Origin of the sequence: Psychrobacter pulmonis, from assembly GCF_904846465.1 — a bacterium.
Classification (GTDB): Bacteria; Pseudomonadota; Gammaproteobacteria; order Pseudomonadales; family Moraxellaceae; genus Psychrobacter; species Psychrobacter faecalis.
In genome coordinates this window covers 238,915-257,553 of sequence record NZ_CAJHAT010000004.1, presented here as the reverse complement: position 1 = coordinate 257,553, position 18,639 = coordinate 238,915, and the positions used below count along the sequence as shown (strand labels likewise).

11 protein-coding genes are annotated in these 18,639 nt (G+C 37.4%); 9 read left to right on the top strand and 2 right to left on the bottom strand.

The window, feature by feature from the left end; translation table 11 throughout:
- Nucleotides 1-108: 108 nt before the first annotated feature.
- Nucleotides 109-645 (bottom strand): Holliday junction resolvase-like protein, encoded by a 537-nt coding sequence (locus tag JMX70_RS09050; protein ID WP_201591408.1) that lies wholly within the window; start codon nucleotides 643-645, stop codon nucleotides 109-111.
- Nucleotides 646-680: 35 nt separating this feature from the next.
- Nucleotides 681-1,577: a competence protein CoiA family protein gene (locus JMX70_RS09045; protein WP_201591406.1), complete on the bottom strand. Its 897-nt coding sequence runs from the start codon at nucleotides 1,575-1,577 to the stop codon at nucleotides 681-683.
- 111 nt (nucleotides 1,578-1,688) lie between these two features.
- Between JMX70_RS09045 and JMX70_RS09040 the strand changes: the two genes are divergently transcribed.
- From JMX70_RS09040 to JMX70_RS09000, 9 genes are all read left to right on the top strand, one after another.
- Nucleotides 1,689-2,759: a hypothetical protein gene (locus JMX70_RS09040; protein WP_201591404.1), complete on the top strand. Its 1,071-nt coding sequence runs from the start codon at nucleotides 1,689-1,691 to the stop codon at nucleotides 2,757-2,759.
- 135 nt (nucleotides 2,760-2,894) lie between these two features.
- Entirely contained in the window at nucleotides 2,895-3,683 is a 789-nt protein-coding gene (locus JMX70_RS09035) for a BrxA family protein (RefSeq protein ID WP_201591402.1), read from the top strand.
- Nucleotides 3,667-4,224 carry a hypothetical protein gene (locus tag JMX70_RS09030; RefSeq protein ID WP_201591400.1) on the top strand — a complete coding sequence of 186 codons (558 nt, stop codon included), beginning with the start codon at nucleotides 3,667-3,669 and terminating at the stop codon, nucleotides 4,222-4,224. The genes JMX70_RS09035 and JMX70_RS09030 overlap by 17 nt, the downstream gene beginning before the upstream one ends.
- Before the next feature lie 9 nt (nucleotides 4,225-4,233).
- On the top strand, nucleotides 4,234-7,899 hold the full coding sequence (brxC, locus tag JMX70_RS09025; protein WP_201591398.1) for a BREX system P-loop protein BrxC: 3,666 nt from the start codon (nucleotides 4,234-4,236) through the stop codon (nucleotides 7,897-7,899).
- A 12-nt stretch (nucleotides 7,900-7,911) separates the two neighbouring features.
- Nucleotides 7,912-11,628 (top strand): BREX-1 system adenine-specific DNA-methyltransferase PglX, encoded by a 3,717-nt coding sequence (gene pglX, locus JMX70_RS09020; protein WP_201591396.1) that lies wholly within the window; start codon nucleotides 7,912-7,914, stop codon nucleotides 11,626-11,628.
- 12 nt (nucleotides 11,629-11,640) lie between these two features.
- Nucleotides 11,641-13,911, top strand: coding sequence for a PglZ domain-containing protein (locus tag JMX70_RS09015; RefSeq protein ID WP_201591393.1), 2,271 nt, complete (start codon nucleotides 11,641-11,643; stop codon nucleotides 13,909-13,911).
- A gap of 96 nt (nucleotides 13,912-14,007) precedes the next feature.
- Nucleotides 14,008-16,059: a protease Lon-related BREX system protein BrxL gene (gene brxL / locus JMX70_RS09010; protein WP_201591391.1), complete on the top strand. Its 2,052-nt coding sequence runs from the start codon at nucleotides 14,008-14,010 to the stop codon at nucleotides 16,057-16,059.
- Between the two features lie 290 nt (nucleotides 16,060-16,349).
- Nucleotides 16,350-17,417, top strand: coding sequence for a chemotaxis protein (locus tag JMX70_RS09005; protein WP_201591389.1), 1,068 nt, complete (start codon nucleotides 16,350-16,352; stop codon nucleotides 17,415-17,417).
- 127 nt (nucleotides 17,418-17,544) lie between these two features.
- Nucleotides 17,545-18,621, top strand: coding sequence for a chemotaxis protein (locus tag JMX70_RS09000; protein WP_201591387.1), 1,077 nt, complete (start codon nucleotides 17,545-17,547; stop codon nucleotides 18,619-18,621).
- The last annotated feature ends 18 nt before the right edge of the window (nucleotides 18,622-18,639 follow it).

Sequence of the window (18,639 nt, the reverse complement as noted above, 5' to 3'; positions counted from 1 at the left end):
CTAGAGATTGAGTAAAAAGACTTTTCTAGTAATTAGTCTTATCTATTACCAACTGCATTAAAAATTCTAGAAAATTAAATAAGGGTCAAAACGTATAGTTTTACTGATTTATACGCTTACTTGAACACGCATATCTTCCGTATCTTCACAGTATTTTATTCTAAGCTCCTTAAAGCTAACCTGGCCATTTTGGATGGCTTGCTTGATGATTTTCTGTCGTTGGTTTAGCCTAGCATTTCCTGTTTTAACTTCTGCAATAATGAGATGCACGTCCTCGATAGGCACGTTGCCATCAGCGCATTCGTGCAAGTTTTGGAAGATGACGTAGTCAATCGGTTCACCCATAAATCGGCAGTCCGAAGGGTTGTAAGGAAAATCAGTGATAAAGGGTGTGAACTGCTCACCAATTTGACCTTTTAGTACATTGCGCTGCATATTGTTGGAACGCTTTTGAGCCTCTTTAATGTCTTTTGCTAATTGCTGTTGAAAGCCTGATTCTCTTTCAAGCATATCGTTCCTAATTTGCGCAACATCTCGTTCACTCTGTAGCAAGGCCTTATTTTGTAATTGTATCCGCTGTATAGCCCATATAAGCACGGCTAACATCAGCAGTATTATAATTAGTAAAGTAGTAGTGAGTGTCATAGCTTTATTCTCCGTATTATCAAGTAGAATCATATTTAAGCAGTAGGGGTCATATCCATTTCTTGCAGTCGCTGAAAGACAGTGTCTGAAAATGGTTTGAAGTAATTCCATGACTTATATTTTTGATTGTACTGACCACCGCCTTCGTTACGCCATTGCTTTAGTATCTCAATGACATCATGGTTGTAGGTCACACACTTAATAGATATCATGCCTGAATTGAAGACTCTGACATCTACCCAAGCATGGTTGATGGTAAAGCGATAGATCGTATAGCCTTTATCAAAGCTTCCGTTGCTATTCTCATCAGTACTGTTCTGGCAATTATAGATAGGCTCAGGTAATGGTGTAGGGGCTACTGGTATTGTGAGCGACTTCGGTGCTGGGAATATCCACTGCTTATTACTAACACAGTCTAAAATATGATCTTTGGCTTCCTCACTTGGCAACTCAATACCTTGCGTGATGATTTCTCTCAAATTAATCTCAATAGTCTTAACACCCAATTGCTTAATAAAATCCGCTTTATCAGTATCGATGAAAGAAGTCACAGCAACCTCAATAAACATCATTTCCCCGTCAACGGTTGCGACTATATCAGGTCGAATACAGCCAACAGCTTGTTCTTCAATAAGCTGATCAAACTCCCAAGTTTTATCCTCACTATTTTCGTCGTCAGGTAGTGATGGCAGTGTTAAATATCTCTCTTCCATAATGACTTGTTTAGCAAACTTGTGTAGGATACTTTCAGGATGAATAGTGCAGCTTTCCTTATTGCTGAGATGCGCAAAATGATGCTCATTCTTTTCACCTTTACGAGCCACTACAGGCTCCGCGCATTCAAAGCAAAAACACATACAAGCCAGCCCTCGCTCGACTTGCTTAACATTGACGATTTGCTTTTTCTCATTAACAGCGATTGACATTGACATAGTTACCATCCTCTTGTTAGTTGGTTAGGAGTGAGGTAACTATGAGGTGGAATTGAGTTTTAAAACAGCTAGCTATTAGGGTTTTAACAGGGGTTTAACCGGTACACTTCTATGAAAAACAAGCACTTAATAGTCTTTAGTGAGTTGCATGATCAGCTGTTAAATTATCCTCGTGATACCCTTTGGGATAAGTATTTGCAGACTATCGTCAATGAGCAGCTGAGAAAAATTGCATATTCAGATGAGGAGTTTGAGCCTGAGAAACTGTCAAGGCAACAGATATATGCTAAAGCAAAAAATGTTGATGAAAAAAGAGTAGACAGTCAACTTGCTAAAAATGCAGTCAAAATATCCAAGCTTGAACTTACGCTGGCAGCATTTATTGAGGATCAACCGGATTGTAAAAGAGCATTTATAAACCTAGGATATAAGCCGATCATTGTCACTTCAGCATCAGGGGGTGGTTCAAAAAATAAAACATTAATATGGATGGATATTGAGGTTATCGAAAATGAGGATGTAGCGCAGGAACGGATAGATGAATCTGCTGCTGTAGAGTCTGATGAGGAGGTTGATGACACTGAAGATGTAAGTATTGTTACTTACGAGCGTAAAGCTACTTCTGATATTAAGCTCTCTTTACTTGTTCGGCTTTTCTTCAGAAAAGGTGAGCTGAAGATGCTGAGTGTAAGCGGAATATTGCTTATGTTATTACTAATGCTGAATGCACTATTAGATGTTTTTATTGTCATATACTCAATACTAGTCCTTTTATTATTAAGTGATCTACCTAGCTTTAAACTTTGGCAAGCTATGGTTTTTGTAGTATTTATTCCTGTGGCTTATCTTAACTGGCGATATTTTCTTATGCCGTTACAGTCGTTACCTCAACATCGTGTGATTAAAGCACCTATGTTCTTTGCTAATATTAATGATGATAATGCTGATATTGAGATGTACCGAAACAAAGATAAGCTCAATATAGCAAGGATTACAGAGTTCACTGCGGTCTGTCCAATTTGCTCTGGAGTAATAGAGCTGGCTAACGGTAAGCCAGATCAAAAGGCACCGCTAGTAGGGCGGTGTAAGGAAGCACCTCATGCACATGTCTATAGCTTTGATCGGATGACGATGAAAGGCTACTTCTTAGGTGTGCCGAACTACTTATCTGATAAACTCTAAATCTTTAATAGTAAGGAACAGCGACTATATATTAGGCTCCCTTCTAAGATGCTGTTAAGATATGAGCCGAATTATTGTCTACATCCAGTTTTCATAACAAAGTTTATAGAATTCTAATAATAAGTGAAGGTGCATATGGATTCTGAATCTTATAGCTACGAACAGCAATATGATACTTCTATAAATATCATAGGAAGTATTAAAGAGCTAGATACGATCTCTAATCTGATTAAAGCTGAGTTATATCCAGACACCATGGATATAGAGCTGGTTAAGCGAGAGCTTGGGATTAGAACTGAAAGGAGTATTTCAAGAGTTGAGCATGGCGTCAAAAAAGCTTTCTTGTCTTTCGTTAGTGAGGAGCATGAACAGTTTTTTTATAAAATATTTAGTAAAGACCTTAATAAAGCCGATATGTCATTCATATTGTATTGGCAGCTTTTAGCCACAAACCCACTCTTTCGAGAGATAACGAAGGGACTGTTTGTTAAGTATTATTTTGAAGGTCGGGTGCACATCGATACAGATGACGTTTTAGGATATGTTGTAGAGCTCAAAAATAAAAATGGGACAGTAGACTGGTCTGAGAGCACGATAAAAATCATTGCCAATAAGTATCTTAACCTGATGGCTAAATTTGGATTCTTAGAAAAAAAAGGTAGAAAAAGAGTTTTTGTATATGCCACTTTATCGCCTGAACTACAAGTGATAGCACTGTATTTTTCTAGATTTTATCCGTCTGGAAGTAGTAGTGTTTTGTCTAATGAGTTAGCAAAGCTAAGCTTCATCTCACAAAATGACTTGATTCATAAATATAAGAAACTGTCAAAAAATGGATTGTTTGATATGAGCTTTAATGGTGAAGCCTTAGCATTTAAATTGAATGATGATATTGAGAGAGTAATTGATGTCTTATACGGGTAACTATCAAGCCAGATTTGCAAGCTTAGACGATGCACTTAGAAATAGTGATCAAATCGTTAGAAAGGCTAATGGTGGCAACAGCATCTTGTTCTCTTACCTCCCAGAAAAAGAGCAAGAGTATATCTCAGGTGCCAGACAGCACTATGGTGATCAATCTGAGTTCAAAGTAGAATTTATCGATATTAGTAAACTGCTTGTTACTTTTATTGATAGGGATGGTTGGGAGGATTTCTCCGCTTACTATAATGACATGAAGCCTAGCCACATTGTTTTTAAATCAGATGATCCAGAAGAAGACCTGTTTGACTTGATTATAAAAGCGATTAAAACAGCTAGTGCTAATGGTAGGATACCGTTTTTAATACGGAGCGGCTGCCTCTATGGTACTGGAATTGAAAACGTAAATATTATGGAACACAGAGATGTCATGAGCCTTCAGCATCCTTTAGTCATATTTTATCCATCAGCAATTTCTGAAGACAATATTCACTTTTTAAACTTTAAGCCAGCATCTAAGTACCGCTGCACTTTGGTAATGTAAGGAAAAAACATGACAACTATAAAAGACATACTTGTATTAGATCTTAATGAAGATATTAAGAACGTTATTGATCTTGAGGATCGGTCAGAGGCAGAGATCCAGCAAGAAATTGAGTCTTATATTGTTACTGAAGGGATTGGTAAGCATTTAGGTGAGTTTTCTGATGAGTTCACATCAAATATCAAAGAGACCGGGGTTTGGTTATCGGGCTTCTATGGCTCTGGTAAGTCTTATTTCGGAAAGATGCTAGGTTATATTATCGATAACCCTATCATTAATGGTACCCCTGCTAGAGAACGTTTTATACCTAGACTAAAAGGTGTAACTGACGCGAGCCTTATCGAGAACTCAATTCGTAATTTGGACAAGATTAATAGCCGTGTGGTTTTTTTGGACGTTGCAAAACAGAATACTGAACGTGGTTTAGCTTTCACCTTATTCGCCAATCTATTAAAAAACTTAGGTTTAAGAGACGATATCTATGGCTACATGGAGTTTGATCTTTTGATTGATGGCAAGCTCGATGAGCTTAAAGCCATAGTACAGAGACTTGAATCAGAGCCTTGGGATGAGCTTAAAAAAAGTAACCGCAGAGTTGCTGGAGTCATGCGTAGAGCTTATATCGAGATGGGGTATAGCGAAGGTGATTATGAAGATACCAAGAATATATACAGTGCTGCGATAGATGATTTCTCAGCCAGTAAATTTAAAGAAGCTTTAAATAGTTATTTTGAATTTGATTCTGACGAGACTTTGGTTTTTATTTTTGATGAAGCCAGTGAAGCTATTAGTCAAAGAAAATTCACACTATTAGACCTAGAGGGTATTAGTGAAGCGCTTTCAAGTGTTAGTAATAAAGTTTGGACGATTGCTATTGCGCAAGAAAAGCTTGATGACGTTATTAACAACGCAAACATAAGCCGAAGTAACTTAATAAAAGTAACGGATCGCTTTAAGACCAAGATTCATCTTGAATCGACCGAAGTAGACATTATCATTCGTAGCCGCCTACTAAAGAAAACAGAGCAAGCTAATGCAGACCTAATTGCTTACTATAAAAAGAATGAAGGTCTCATTAGTGATGCTACTAATCTAAAGTCTTCATTTCCAACGATAACAGAGTCAGCCGATGACTTCGCGATTTACTATCCTTTCCATAAGTATCAATTTGATATTTTACAAAAATTCCTATTCAGCTCAAATGCTTTAGTAGCTACACAGGTCGCTGCTCGTGGGATGATTATTACTACGTTTGATATCTTACGCAAGCAGATGCGAGATAAAGAGTTGTATGCTTTTACTCAAGGGTTTGAGATTTGTGATCAGGCTCAAACTGCACCACCAATCGATCTAGTTAATAAATACGATACAGCTAAGAAGACACTTAGAAATAGTGATATCGAAATTGATGGTGAACAGTTACTAAAAACCATACATTTACTCTCTGATTCCGAAGTGGTTGAACCAAACCTAGATAATATTACCAAGAGCTTTATTTCAGATATAACCAGCTATTACGACTACAAGCCTAAAATTGAGTCAGCTTTGGGTCTATTGCTTGATGCGAAAGTTCTACTATCATCTAATAATAACTTTAAGATCACCTCTGATCTTGAAGGTAAAATGTTAGAGGAGATGAATAGCTTTGATATCGAGTTGTTTAGAAAAAAACGTGAGCTCACTAAGCATTTAATTGATTACAAAGTATTTAATCCGGTGGCATCTTACAGTGATGGTAGCGACTCTTTTAAGTTTCATGTAATAACAGACTCAGGTGAAGAGTTAGTTGCATCCAATGATAAAGCGCTAAAAATTGTTGTTTATAGTTTATTTAATATTAATGAGGATAGGCAGGATGTCGTCGAGCAGTTGAAGCTTGATACACAATATCAAAAAGATACCATTACCTTAGTTCCTAAAACATCTGATTTTTCTAAAATTGATAAGTTAATAGGTGAGGTTGAGCGTTATAAGCATATTGAAGATAAGTACTCAAACGAAAAAGATGTTAATAAACGTCAAATTGTTCGACAGTTTCAAATCATTCGAGAAGAAAAACAAAGAGCGCTAAGAGGGCTAATCGAGGACGCCTATTACAACGCTACTCTAGTTTATATGTACAATGACGATCTGCTAGATAATGATGGTTTCAAGAGTGTTATAAATAGTAGTCAACGGGATGCAGTGAAGAATATCTTTACCAAGCGTTTATCAAACCAGCTGTCTGAAAGCTTAATTCCTAAGATTTTTAGCGCACACAAGGAGAGTGTCAGCGATTTATTTACGGCAAATGATTTTCAGTTTTTTGACAAAAACGGTAATTTTATCGGTGATAACCTTAAAGTTGTTGAAGAGCTGAATGCTAAAATTAAAGGGCGCTATATAGATGGCAAGTCTTTAGAGAGTGATTTTTCGGGAGCACCATGGGGCTATACCTATGGCACTTTAGCGGCTGCGCTTGCAGCTTTGCTTCGAGCTGGTCGCCTAACTGTTAAGTTTAATGACGTACCTTACTTTTCACATGACCAGAAAGCAGTGCATGAGGCCTTTACTAATACCACTAAGTTCAAGTCTGCTTCTTTTAAGTCGATTACCGCTAATTTAACGGCTACACAAAAGAGCCAAGCTGTACAGTTACTAATGGAACTATCAGCTGAGGATTATATTGATAAGAAAGTTGACTGGAACATTAACGACTTTGATTTAGCTGAAAGTATCAGCGCTGTGGCGACATATTTTATTAGCGCTATTAACAGCCTTCATAGTACTGAAGAAAATTTCGAAGAACTGTTCCCAGCAGTAATTGAGCTAAAAACTATATTACAGCCTTTTTCTGGGAAGGTGATAGAGAGTAACTATATTGATAAAGTTGAATTGCTCTTAGGTAATAAAGATGAGTTTAGTAATGCTATTAAGACGATTCTAAAAACACAGAAGTTTGTCAAAAACAACCTGCCAAAAGTAAAGGGTTTCCAACAGTTTATTGATAATGTCAAACAAGAGCTTGCGAAGGCAGAACGTAAGAACGTCGATATCGAAGACGCGTCTCAGAATTTTGATCGTCTATTTAAGCAAGATATAGTCAGAAACTTCGGTGAACTCCAACAGCAAGTACAGGTAGTGAAGGATGCTTACTATAAGCTCGTTAAAACGGCTTCAGAAGCAATGAGCCACGAGTATAGATCACTTCAGGGTAGAGTGGATGAAGCACAACGTGAGCTTCAAAAGTATCCTGCTGAACCTAACAAGCTAAACCTACAACAATTGGATTTAATAAAGAGTGCCGTTGACAAACGCGTGGTTGGTGAACCTACTCTAGGCTATAGTACCAACTGCTCAAATAGTGGTTATTCATTATCTGATATTTTGAATTACACTATTCAAGCACCTCTAAAAGACAATGATCTATTGATCTTAAGAAGTGGCTTTATTAAAGAGTTGCCACCACAGCCAGACGTCTCAGAACTTGTCACTAATATAGATAATAATGACGAGAATGACTCCGATGAACACATACCACCTGCACCTAAAAAACCTCGCAAGGTTGCTTTTAATATACCTAGCCGTGTAATGACTGTGCAGGACTACAAGACATTTTTAACTGGTCAACTGAGCGCGCTAGTGAGTGCAAAGCCAGAAGATGAAATTGAACTCGAAATAGAAATACAAGACTAAGGTAGAAATGGAATGAAGTTAGCTGATCACGTAGGGCAAATAAGAGAGTTAATAGAAGCCTCTTTCGATAAACAGTTTGCTCGATTAGGCTTTGGCAAGACCAAGCAAATGGACGACGACAAAGTTGCCAACCTACCTGACGAGGTTAAAGCTAAGCGTGAACGTTTTATCGCTATGCTCGATAATCATATCAGTGAGACAGGTAGCTACGAGAGTGGTCGTGAAAAGCTTTTAGATGAGCTAACTTTTACCCTGTTTAACCGTCTAGCTGCTATCAAAGTCATGGAAGCGGCTAACTTGTTTCCCCCAGTACTAACCAAGCAAGTAGAGCATGGAGACCGCTCACTTGGCCATAAAATGTGGTTAGAGATATATCCGCACATGCGTGATGAAGAGCTTGAAGGAATCCGAGACTATATTAAGTTTGCCTTTGATGAGTTAGGTGGGACGCTACCGCTCTATAGTAAAGCGTACGCCTATGCATTATTACCAGATACTATCAGTCTCAACGATATCATTGACCGATTCAATGCAGTCGAGAAAGATGAACAAATCACTAAAGAATATGTTGATGGTATTTGGAACAGTGATGATGTTTTAGGTTGGATGTATGAAAGCTACAATAACCAAAAGAAACAAGCCCACAAGGACAGTAAAGATAAAACCGAATACCATAAGGTCTCACTGCAATCGCAGGTTTATACGCCACGCTGGGTAGTGCAGTTTCTCGTTGAGAACTCACTTGGTAAAATGTATCTCGAAATGTACCCAAGCTCTGAGATTAAAGACAATCATAAAATTGCCAACGCACCTTCCACTCAGACTCGCACTCCCAAGCCATTACATGAAGTGAAAATCATTGACCCAGCGTGTGGCTCAGGTAACTTTTTACTGTACGCCTTTGACTTCTTCTACGAGCTATATATCGATCAAATAGAAAACTATGGCGCTGACTATGAAGAAAGTGATATACCCAAGCTCATTATAGAAAATAATCTGCATGGCATTGATCTTGATGATCGAGCCATTCAGCTAGCCCAGCTAGGTCTATTTATCAAAGCTAAGAAAAAGCGCAGCAGTATTGGTGAAATAAACTATAACGTCGTCTCATCAGACTTCTATCTACCTGAATATGATCATGTCCGCCAAATATTTGAACAAGGTAACACACTGGATAAAAACCAAAAAGAGCTGATAGAGAAGGTCTGGAGTGATCTACAGAACGCTTATAAGTTTGGTTCTCTAGTTAGAATTGATGAGCAAATACAAGAGCAGCTAAGAGCTGTTGAAGAGCGAGCTCATGATGATCTGTTTGCAGCAGCAGACTTAGCTGAGCACCAGAGCTTTGCTGAAACCTTCTTTAAGAATCTATCAGAAGCAGTAGAGCAGTATGCACGTACAAGCAGTGACACCTTTTTAACCAGTCAAACTCAGGATGCTATTACGTTCCTTGAGCTATTGACGACTAAATATGATGTGGCAACTGCTAATCCGCCATACACGGATAGTTCTGACTTTGGACCGGATTTGAAGGAGTTCATCAATAATAACTATAAGAAGCCTTATAACTTTAGTACTAACTTGTATGCAACCTTCATTAAACGTTGTTACGAGCTGACGAATGATAATGGCGTGATTGGAATGCTTCATCCTTTAACTTTCATGTATATTAAATCATTTGAATCTGTACGCGAGTTTATACTCAATAAGACAAGCATTAATATGTTGGTGGAGCTAGGCTTGGGAGGTGTTTTTACTAATACAAATGTACAAGTTGATGTTGCAATGTATGTTTTAGTAAAAGGAGAAGGTAATGGAGCTAGTACGTTTTTTGATTTAAAAAACTATAAAAACCATACTTTGAAATCTAAAATATTTGAAGATATTTATAACAATTATATCTTAGAAAAACCAGATAAACATATATATCAAATTTTACAGTCAAGTCTAAAGTCTATTAAAACATGGCCTTTTATTAGTTGGATTTCCGATGAATTTAGAGAGAAATTTAAAGGCGATTCTGTTAAAAGTCTTTTAAAAAATTGTGTGGGGCTTCAAACAGCTGATAATAATAGGTTCTTAAGGTTCTGGTGGGAGCTAGCTCCTTCAGAAAGTGCAGTCGATGGAACATCTTGGCTTACTTACGCTAAAGGTGGGCCGTTTCAGAAATGGTCTGGTAATTTATGGCTTAAAGTTAACTGGAAAAATAACGGCGAAGAAATAAAAAACTTTAATGATGAGAAGGGTAAACAAAAATCACGACCACAAAATGAAGCTTTGTATTTCAAAGAAGGAGTTACTTATTCTGCATCAGGATCTAAAGGTGCTTCATATCGGCTATTACCTGAAGGTTGTATTTTTGATGTAGGTGGTAGCGCTATTTTTCCAGTTAATAAATATAAAAATAACTCATATATCCTAGCTTTTTTTAATTCACCTTTTTCCAAATATGTTATCGAATGTTTGAATCCTACTGTTAATAAACAAGTAGGTGATGTAGAGCGACTTCCCTTTGTTATACCAGACAGAGAAATTGAAGAGATTGTTGAAAATCTTACTAACACTAATATAGGTATTATAGAGTTAGTTAATAGCTACAAAATTTATGATTCCAAATTTCGTAAAATGTCTTTTTATAACGGAATTAATGAATGGGTGCCTTCTTTTCGAACGTACTTAACTTATGAGAACCATCTTTTATCTCAGGTATTAATTAATGAAGTGGTTATAAATGAAAAGATATTTGAAGTATATGATCTAACAAAAAATGATAAAGAAATGGTAGTTGCTAAAGAAGGTAAAAGTGTTGGAGAGCTTCCAGTGCTGGAAGAAGCACGTCAAGCATATATTGCTGAGGATAGAAATACTATAGGATTCGAACTTGATAACGTAAAGGAGTTTATTAATTCGCTACCAGTTACAGAGTTCACAGAGGAATACGTTGCTAAAATTAATTCGGGCTTTGTTACGCTATATCATAGTAATAATGATTTAGAAGAATTCTGTATTCGTCATCAAGTTAACCCTATTAACGTATGGTACTGGTTTAAGCGAAGCAATGTAATACCAAAGCAGTGTATGCAAACGTTAGCAATGGAGTTTTTAGCAGATATAATACGTGAAATACTAATGGAAGATGATGATGGCGTTATTCCATTAGTACCTAATTCAGGTGAGAAGATTCTATTAGATCGCATAGAAGAAAAGTTTTTTGACAAAGGTTTGAACGCATTACAGTACTCTAGTTTTGATTCGGTACTTGGGCGACCACTTAATGACTATATCAATAAATACTTTTTTGCAGAACTGTCTGATCATTTAAAACTCTTTAAGCAGTTACCAGCTACCCCATTTATCTGGCACCTAACCAGTGGCCCAGAGCAGGGGTTTGAGTGCTATATCATTATCTATAAGTGGAGCCGTGATAACTTGATGCGTCTTCGCTCAGTCTATATAGAGAACCGTGAACGTGCCTTACAGAATCGTCAGAGTGATCTTGCTGAGAATGAGAGTGCCAGTGCTCAGAATGAAAAAGATCGTATCTTTAAGCAGCTAAAAGAGATTGAGGTTTTTAAGGGCAAGATTGATGAGTTGCTAGAAGAGGGTTATAACCCAATCCTAGATGATGGCGTAGGTAAGAATATCGCACCATTACAGAAAAAGAAAATGCTGGCTTACGATGTGCTAAATGCTGGCCAACTAAAAAAATACCTCAATGCTGACTGGTAAGGACGTCTTATTATGATTGACACTTGGTTTAAGAAAGACTTATCACGCATTCATGAAAAGTATCCAGTAGCAGTATTCATTGATGAAAGCGGTGAGGCTGAGTTCTTACTAAAAACTTTAGGAAGTGATAGTACGATTTATTTTACCAATACTGAATTGGGTGAGCTAGAGGCTAAGTATAAGATTGAAAAAGCGCTACAGCAGAACTCTCTATTGAATCAAAAGTTTGTGATCTACACTCAGCTAGCTAAGAGTAAGCTTACTTTTATACGTGAGTATTGTGAGACCAATGGTTGTGTTGAAATTCGCTATCTACAAAAGTATATCAGTGATAAAGTTCATGAAACCTTGAATATCAATATCAACCTACCTAAAGAAGACCTGATAGCTGCTGCTAAAGTGAGTGTTGGGAAAGATCGTACTTACTGGATGGATTTAAGTCATAAAGGTGCATCTGAGATATTTGATCTCAAAAAAGAACTTCTTCCTTTCGTTCATGATCCTAAGCGTTATGAAACAGAAAAGTATGATCAGGAAATACGTACAACTTTTTATCGTAAAGTTAACGATCTTCTTGGCCAAGAATATATGGACAAGCCAGCCAAAACACTAGCTGATGAAGTCGTCAAGGCCTTGTTAGATGGTCTAGCGACCAATAACTGTAATAGCACACTAATGGAAGTGTACTGCACTTGGTTAGACTCTATGAGCTATCGTGATTCATTTGCAGCTTACCTTGCTAAATACACGTTAGATGCGAACGTGGATGTATGGCGAGTTGATCCAAACCACCCTTTTAGGCAGGTAGATAATAATTGGCTAAAGCAAATAGGTCACAAGTTGGCTAACAACAAGCTTGAGCAAGGAGAGAAGTCTCAGCTGATAGCTAAACTAAGACAACGCCATAAGAGCAAGCAGGCTCAAGCAGTAGGAATTACCTTTTGGAAAGACATAATTACCTTGCTAGAGTTTGAGCCCAAAAATATTGCCTATCTAAATACTTTTGCTGAATGTGTCGATTACTATAAAGACCACTTCAGCCCTTTAGATACAGCAATACGTAATCTATATACTGAATTTTTGCAACAAGACGATGTCCTTGATCCTTTTCAAGAGTTGTATAAAGGCTATGTTGCATTATTTTTAGATAAATGGTTTATGTATTTCGATCAGTATCAAGAAGATCAGACTGGCATATTACAAGACATCATCGATTCAAACAGCGGTAAGATTGCAGTCATCGTAGGTGATGGGGTCGCTTATGAGATCGCTGAACAGGTAGCGATAAAGGTCGAAAGCTTAGGCAGCGACAGCAAATTAATACGGAAACATATCCTTGCTGACTGGCCTTCTGTCACTGAAAACAATATGAGCCATATTTATATCTCTGATGGAACCGTTGAGCCTATACAGAGTAAGCGTGAAAAATATCTCACAGCGAAAAACTCTGACACCAGTATCGACTATATACGTCTAGATGAAGTAAATGATGAAGCTTTGACAGGGCGAGTGCTAATTTGTACTTATAAAGACATCGACGACATGGGAGATAAGCTCAACAGTAAAGCGCTAAAATACTTCCCTGAGTCCATCGAATTTTTTGGTAAAAAAATCAACCAGCTGCTAAAAATTGGTTATGCAAAAGTTTATCTCATTACTGATCATGGTTTTGTACTAACTGGGCTTCTAACTGAAGCTGATAAGATTGTTATTAAGCCTACAGGCGACACAAGTATATCTGAACGTTATATGTGGACTGTGCACAAGCAAGATAATAATTTTGCAGAGAAGTTTGTTGAGAAAGCTAAGAGCTACAAAAACTTTAATTATCTTTACTTTGCTAAAAGTATGAGTCCTTTCAAAACGCCTAGTACTTATGGATTTGCTCACGGTGGGCTAGCGCCTCAAGAGCTGGTAACGCCATATTTTTGTTGGTCAAAAGACAGTGACGAAGGATTGAATTTAGAGGTATCTATTGCTAATAAAAGTGAATTGTTTAGCGTCACTGGAGAGCTCTATCGAATAGCACTGAAAGCAAATGCAAGTGAAGTAGATCTGTTCACACAAGAGCGAAAGGTCATGCTGTTATTTTCAGCTAATAAGAGCATGATCAATAAGAGTGATGTAATAGCCATTCAAAGTAACAGCGAGATCGGTAAAGAGTATACCTTTGATGGTCATAACGAAATTGAGGTGCAACTCATTGATGCGGTAACGAAACAGCAGCTTGATCGAGTTGTGGTCAAAAAGAATAGTGATCGCGACTTGGGTGGGCTTTTCTAAAAAGCTCATACTTCATTATCAGTATCGATATTACTATTAGAGCTTCTTTTAATTTTCCTAGCGGTATTTACTAAGAGTTAAAACAAGGAATTGGCAATGTTTGTCTTAAATGAGTTAGACCAAAAACTCTTAGAACATTTTAAAGGTTATGTGGTAAAAAAAGACTTAGTACGCTCAGTCAAGGTAGGGGCTAATGTACCTGTCTTTGTATTAGAGTACTTAATTGCTAACTCTTGCTCGACTGATGATGAAGAAAAGATCAAAGAGGGGATGAGCAACGTTAAGAAAATTCTTAGCGAACATTACGTGAATCCTGAAGAAAGCGCCTTAATACACTCTAAGATACGAGAAAAGGGTCGCTTCAAGATCATCGATAAGATTTCAGTTGAGTTGGATTCTAATAGAGATATGTACTGGGCTAGTCTACAAAACAGTAATATAAGAAATGGCAATATTCGAGATAGCCTAGTTACAGAACATGAAAAAATGCTGATGGGTGGCATCTGGGCAATCATCGACGTTGAATATGATTCTGATATTAAAATAGGCCAAAATATCTATCCTTTCGTTATCAGTAATATCAAGCCAATACAGCTATCTACATTTGATAATAGTAAAATAATTAGTAAGCGTAAAGAGTTTACTAAAAGTGAGTGGTTAGATGTTTTATTGAGAAGCTGTGGCTATGAGCCTAATGCAGAAGGCGTAAGCGAGCGCATTAAAATGTTATTGTTATCTCGTTTATTACCAATGGTTGAAAGTAACTTTAACTTTATTGAGCTGGGGCCAAGATCGACTGGTAAATCATTTGTATTTAAAGAGCTAACACCCTATGCAGTATTGATATCTGGTGGACAAGGAACAGTTGCTAAGCTATTTGTACATGGAACTACAAATAAAGTGGGGTCAGTAGGGCAATGGGATGCTATCTGTTTTGACGAAGCGACAGATAAGATTTTCAAAGATCGAGATGCCATCCCTTTAATGAAAGATTACATGGAGTCAGGATCGTTCTCACGAGCTGGTGCTGGAGGGGAAATTACTGGTGTCGCCTCGATAATTTTCAACGGTAATATTAACCAGCCAGTGGAAACCGTCTTACAGACTTCTCACTTATTTAGTCCGCTTTCAGATGAGGTGAATAACGATACAGCATTTTTGGATCGTATCCATTTTTATCTTCCGGGTTGGGAGATGATTAAGTTTTCACCTCATCATTTCACCTCTAACTTTGGCTTTAGTACGGATTATTTTTCAGAAGCGCTCAAGTCCCTGCGTAGAGTGACTTATACAGACGTCCTAGAGGATTACTTTTCATTAGGGTCTCATCTTAAGCAGCGTGATACTAAGCCTGTTAAAAAGACTGTATCTGGCTTTATCAAGCTAATGCATCCAGATGGGGAGTATACGAAAGAAGATGTTCGAGAATACCTAGAGATTGCACTCGAAATGCGACGACGCGTTAAGGAGCAGCTCAAACGTATTGGTGGTATGGAGTTCTGGGAGACTAACTTTTCTTATATCGACAAAGAAACTCAAGAAGAGCACTTTGTTGGTTTACCAGAAGAGAAAGGTTCGAATCTGATAGAAAACACACCGTTACCACCAGGTGTTTGTTATACCTGTACTAGTGATGGTGATAGTTTAGCTTTGGTTAGAATAGAGGCTGTAGTGACCTCTGGATCAGGCAAGATGTATATATCTGGAGTTAATAGTACGGTTGTTAAAGATAATATCAAAAACACCTATCAGTATATAAATGCCAATGAAAAAACGATTCTAAATGAGCAGCATTCTCTTAAGAATTACGATATAACTATTCAGATCACCAATATGCTAGGGGCTTCAATATCATCAGGTATTGGCTCAGCTGTGTACATAGCCATAGTGTCAGCTTTATATAAAAAGAACCTTAAGTCTGGACTTGCTGTACTTGGGAATATTTCTGTCGGTGGTGCTGTGGAGCGAGCTATTAACTTTGCAGATAAAATTACTATGCTTTCTGATAACGGTGCGAAGTCTGTGGTCGTACCAATTGATAATTTATCAGAGCTAACAGGTATACCTGCTACGGTGTTGGGTAACACTGACATACAGTTTTATCAAAACAACCAATTGCTAATGCAAAAAGCTATTCTTGTGGATTAACCTTTAATCATATAAGCAAGGTTTCAAATTAGATTTAATGAGTAATAGGGCTGAGCTATAGTGCGACATTTGGTGTCGCATTATAGCTCAGCCCTATTGTTTTATGTATAAACAAACGTTTATAATCATTATGTTTAGACTAGGCTTAGGAATTAAACATAATCAGGGATTATGGTATGTAGCTATCGGTCCAAACAATATGAAACAGCATAAATTGAAAGATTTAAAGGTATAAGTTACAGAGATTAATGTTAGTAAAAAATTTAAATAACTAATTATGGATAAGAGATATGCCTTTACCGTTTATTTTAGTGGGTACAGCTGTAGCATTAGCTGGCGTTGGTACGAAAAAAGGATACGATGGCTATCAAGACAAAGCTGAAGCGAAAAATATTATTGAAGGGGCTAAAAAACAGTATGAAAATGCAGCAAGCGATTTAGAGGCTGAGGACAAAGGTGTACAGGATAAGTTAGAAGAGCTAGGAGCATTACAGTTAGACATTGGTAAAGACTTCAATGAGTTTCAAATGATCGCTGAAGAATTATTGGGTAAACTGAATGATGCTAGCAAGGCAGATATAAAGGTAGATGTTCCGAAGTACCAACGAAAACGTATTGAAAGATTGTCAATGGATTCTATTACCTACGCTGGTAAAGTAGTTGGTGGTAGTGCAGTTGCAGGATATGCAGTATACGGAGGCGTGATGGCTTTAGCAGCAGCATCAACGGGTGCACCAATTTCTGCGCTTTCAGGTGTGGCAGCCTATAATGCGACAATGGCAGCTATAGGTGGTGGTTCTTTAGCTGCAGGCGGTTTAGGAATGGCAGGTGGAGCAGCGATCTTGGGTGGTGTGATAGCGGCACCAGCGCTTGCAATTGCAGGGTGGGCATATGCTTCCCATGCTGAAGAGGCATTATCAAAAGCAAAAGAAACAAGAGAAGAGGTAAGACAGTTTGTTAAAGAGACTGATATATCTCGTGGTTATTTGAGAGATACACGCCAGTATATTAGTAGAATTATCTTAGGATTGAACGGTATTCGTAAGGTTTTCAATAATTATTTGAAATACTTAAAAGCTGTTGAAGCAGAAATAAGCGAAGGTAATTTTGATATTTTGGAGAAAGAAAAAGACATCGTTTTAATGGTAGAAAATGGCTATGTCGTAGCCGCACTTCTTACAGATATTATTACTACTCCTTTGTTTAAGGTTAAAGAGAATAATGGTGTACCTATTATAGGTCAAGATGGAATACCTAAGTTCGAAACTAATGATGACGGCTCTAAAATATTAAACAAAAATAATATAACAAAGGTAATAGAAGACTCCCATCATAGCGTTGAGCAATTTAAACACTAGGAATTTATTATGTAAAGTTATTTTCTTGATTACTTTTTAACAGTTTAATCTGAAAGTATTTAAATATATAGATTTAAAAAAATAATATTAATCAAAAAATTTAAATAACTAATTATGGAGAAAAGATATGCCTTTACCGTTTATTTTAGTAGGTGCAGCTGTAGCATTAGCTGGCGTTGGTACGAAAAAAGGATACGATGGCTTTCAAGATAAGTCTGAAGCTAACAGTATTCTCGAGAAGGCTAAAAGAGATTACGATATAGCAGCAAGGGATTTAGAAATCGACGATAAGCAGGTCCAACAGAATTTAGAAGAATTAGGTGAACTTCAGTTAGACATAGGTAATGATTTTAACGAATTTCAAACCATTGCTGAAGAACTGCTAGGCAAATTAAATGATGCTAGTAAGACAGATATAAAGGTAAATGTTCCAAAGTATCAACGCAAACGTATAGAAAGGTTATCAATGGGTTCTGTTGCCTATGCTAGTAAACTAGCGGGTGGTGCATTAGGAGGTACAGCTGCGGCGTATGCAGTGTACGGGGGTGTAATGGCTCTAGCTGCTGCATCAACAGGTACGCCTATCGCCGCACTTTCAGGAGTTGCAGCTTACAATGCAACAATGGCGGCCATAGGTGGTGGTTCTTTAGCTGCAGGCGGTTTAGGAATGGCAGGTGGAGCGGCTATTTTGGGCGGTGTGGTAGCGGCACCAGTACTTGCGATTGCAGGTTGGGCATTTGCATCGCATGCTGAAGAAGCTTTGTCAAAAGCACAAAAAACTAGAGATGAAGTGCGGGATTTTCAAAGGCAGGCTCAAATCTCTCGTAATTACTTACAAGATACATGTCAGTACGTTAGCAAAATAACTTTATGTTTAAATCGTATACGTACTATATTTAATAGTTACTTAGAAGATTTGAAAATTGTTGAGATAGCAATGCGTAGAGGTCATGGCGATATCTTAGATCAAGAAGATAATATTGTTAGAATGGTAGAAAATGGTTATGCTGTCGCTGCAATTCTTACAGACATCATTACTACTCCTTTATTTAAAGTAAAAGAAAATGATGGTGTGCCTGTTGTTAATGAAGATGGAATACCTATGTTTGAAACCGATGAAAGTGGTGCTAAAATTTTGAATAAAACTGAGATAAGAAAAGTTGTGGAAGTATCAAAACGTAATGCTGAGCAATTCAGGGATTAGGGTTTTGATAAACTATTA

Bases quoted from the DNA above. Each gene is read 5' to 3' on its own strand.
- JMX70_RS09015 (WP_201591393.1), top strand. From the start codon at position 11,641: ATGATTGACACTTGGTTTAAGAAAGACTTATCACGCATTCATGAAAAG.
- brxC (WP_201591398.1), top strand. From the start codon at position 4,234: ATGACAACTATAAAAGACATACTTGTATTAGATCTTAATGAAGATATT.
- JMX70_RS09000 (WP_201591387.1), top strand. From the start codon at position 17,545: ATGCCTTTACCGTTTATTTTAGTAGGTGCAGCTGTAGCATTAGCTGGC.
- JMX70_RS09030 (WP_201591400.1), top strand. From the start codon at position 3,667: ATGTCTTATACGGGTAACTATCAAGCCAGATTTGCAAGCTTAGACGAT.
- JMX70_RS09035 (WP_201591402.1), top strand. From the start codon at position 2,895: ATGGATTCTGAATCTTATAGCTACGAACAGCAATATGATACTTCTATA.
- JMX70_RS09045 (WP_201591406.1), bottom strand. From the start codon at position 1,577: ATGTCAATGTCAATCGCTGTTAATGAGAAAAAGCAAATCGTCAATGTT.
- JMX70_RS09040 (WP_201591404.1), top strand. From the start codon at position 1,689: ATGAAAAACAAGCACTTAATAGTCTTTAGTGAGTTGCATGATCAGCTG.
- JMX70_RS09050 (WP_201591408.1), bottom strand. From the start codon at position 645: ATGACACTCACTACTACTTTACTAATTATAATACTGCTGATGTTAGCC.
- brxL (WP_201591391.1), top strand. From the start codon at position 14,008: ATGTTTGTCTTAAATGAGTTAGACCAAAAACTCTTAGAACATTTTAAA.
- JMX70_RS09005 (WP_201591389.1), top strand. From the start codon at position 16,350: ATGCCTTTACCGTTTATTTTAGTGGGTACAGCTGTAGCATTAGCTGGC.
- pglX (WP_201591396.1), top strand. From the start codon at position 7,912: ATGAAGTTAGCTGATCACGTAGGGCAAATAAGAGAGTTAATAGAAGCC.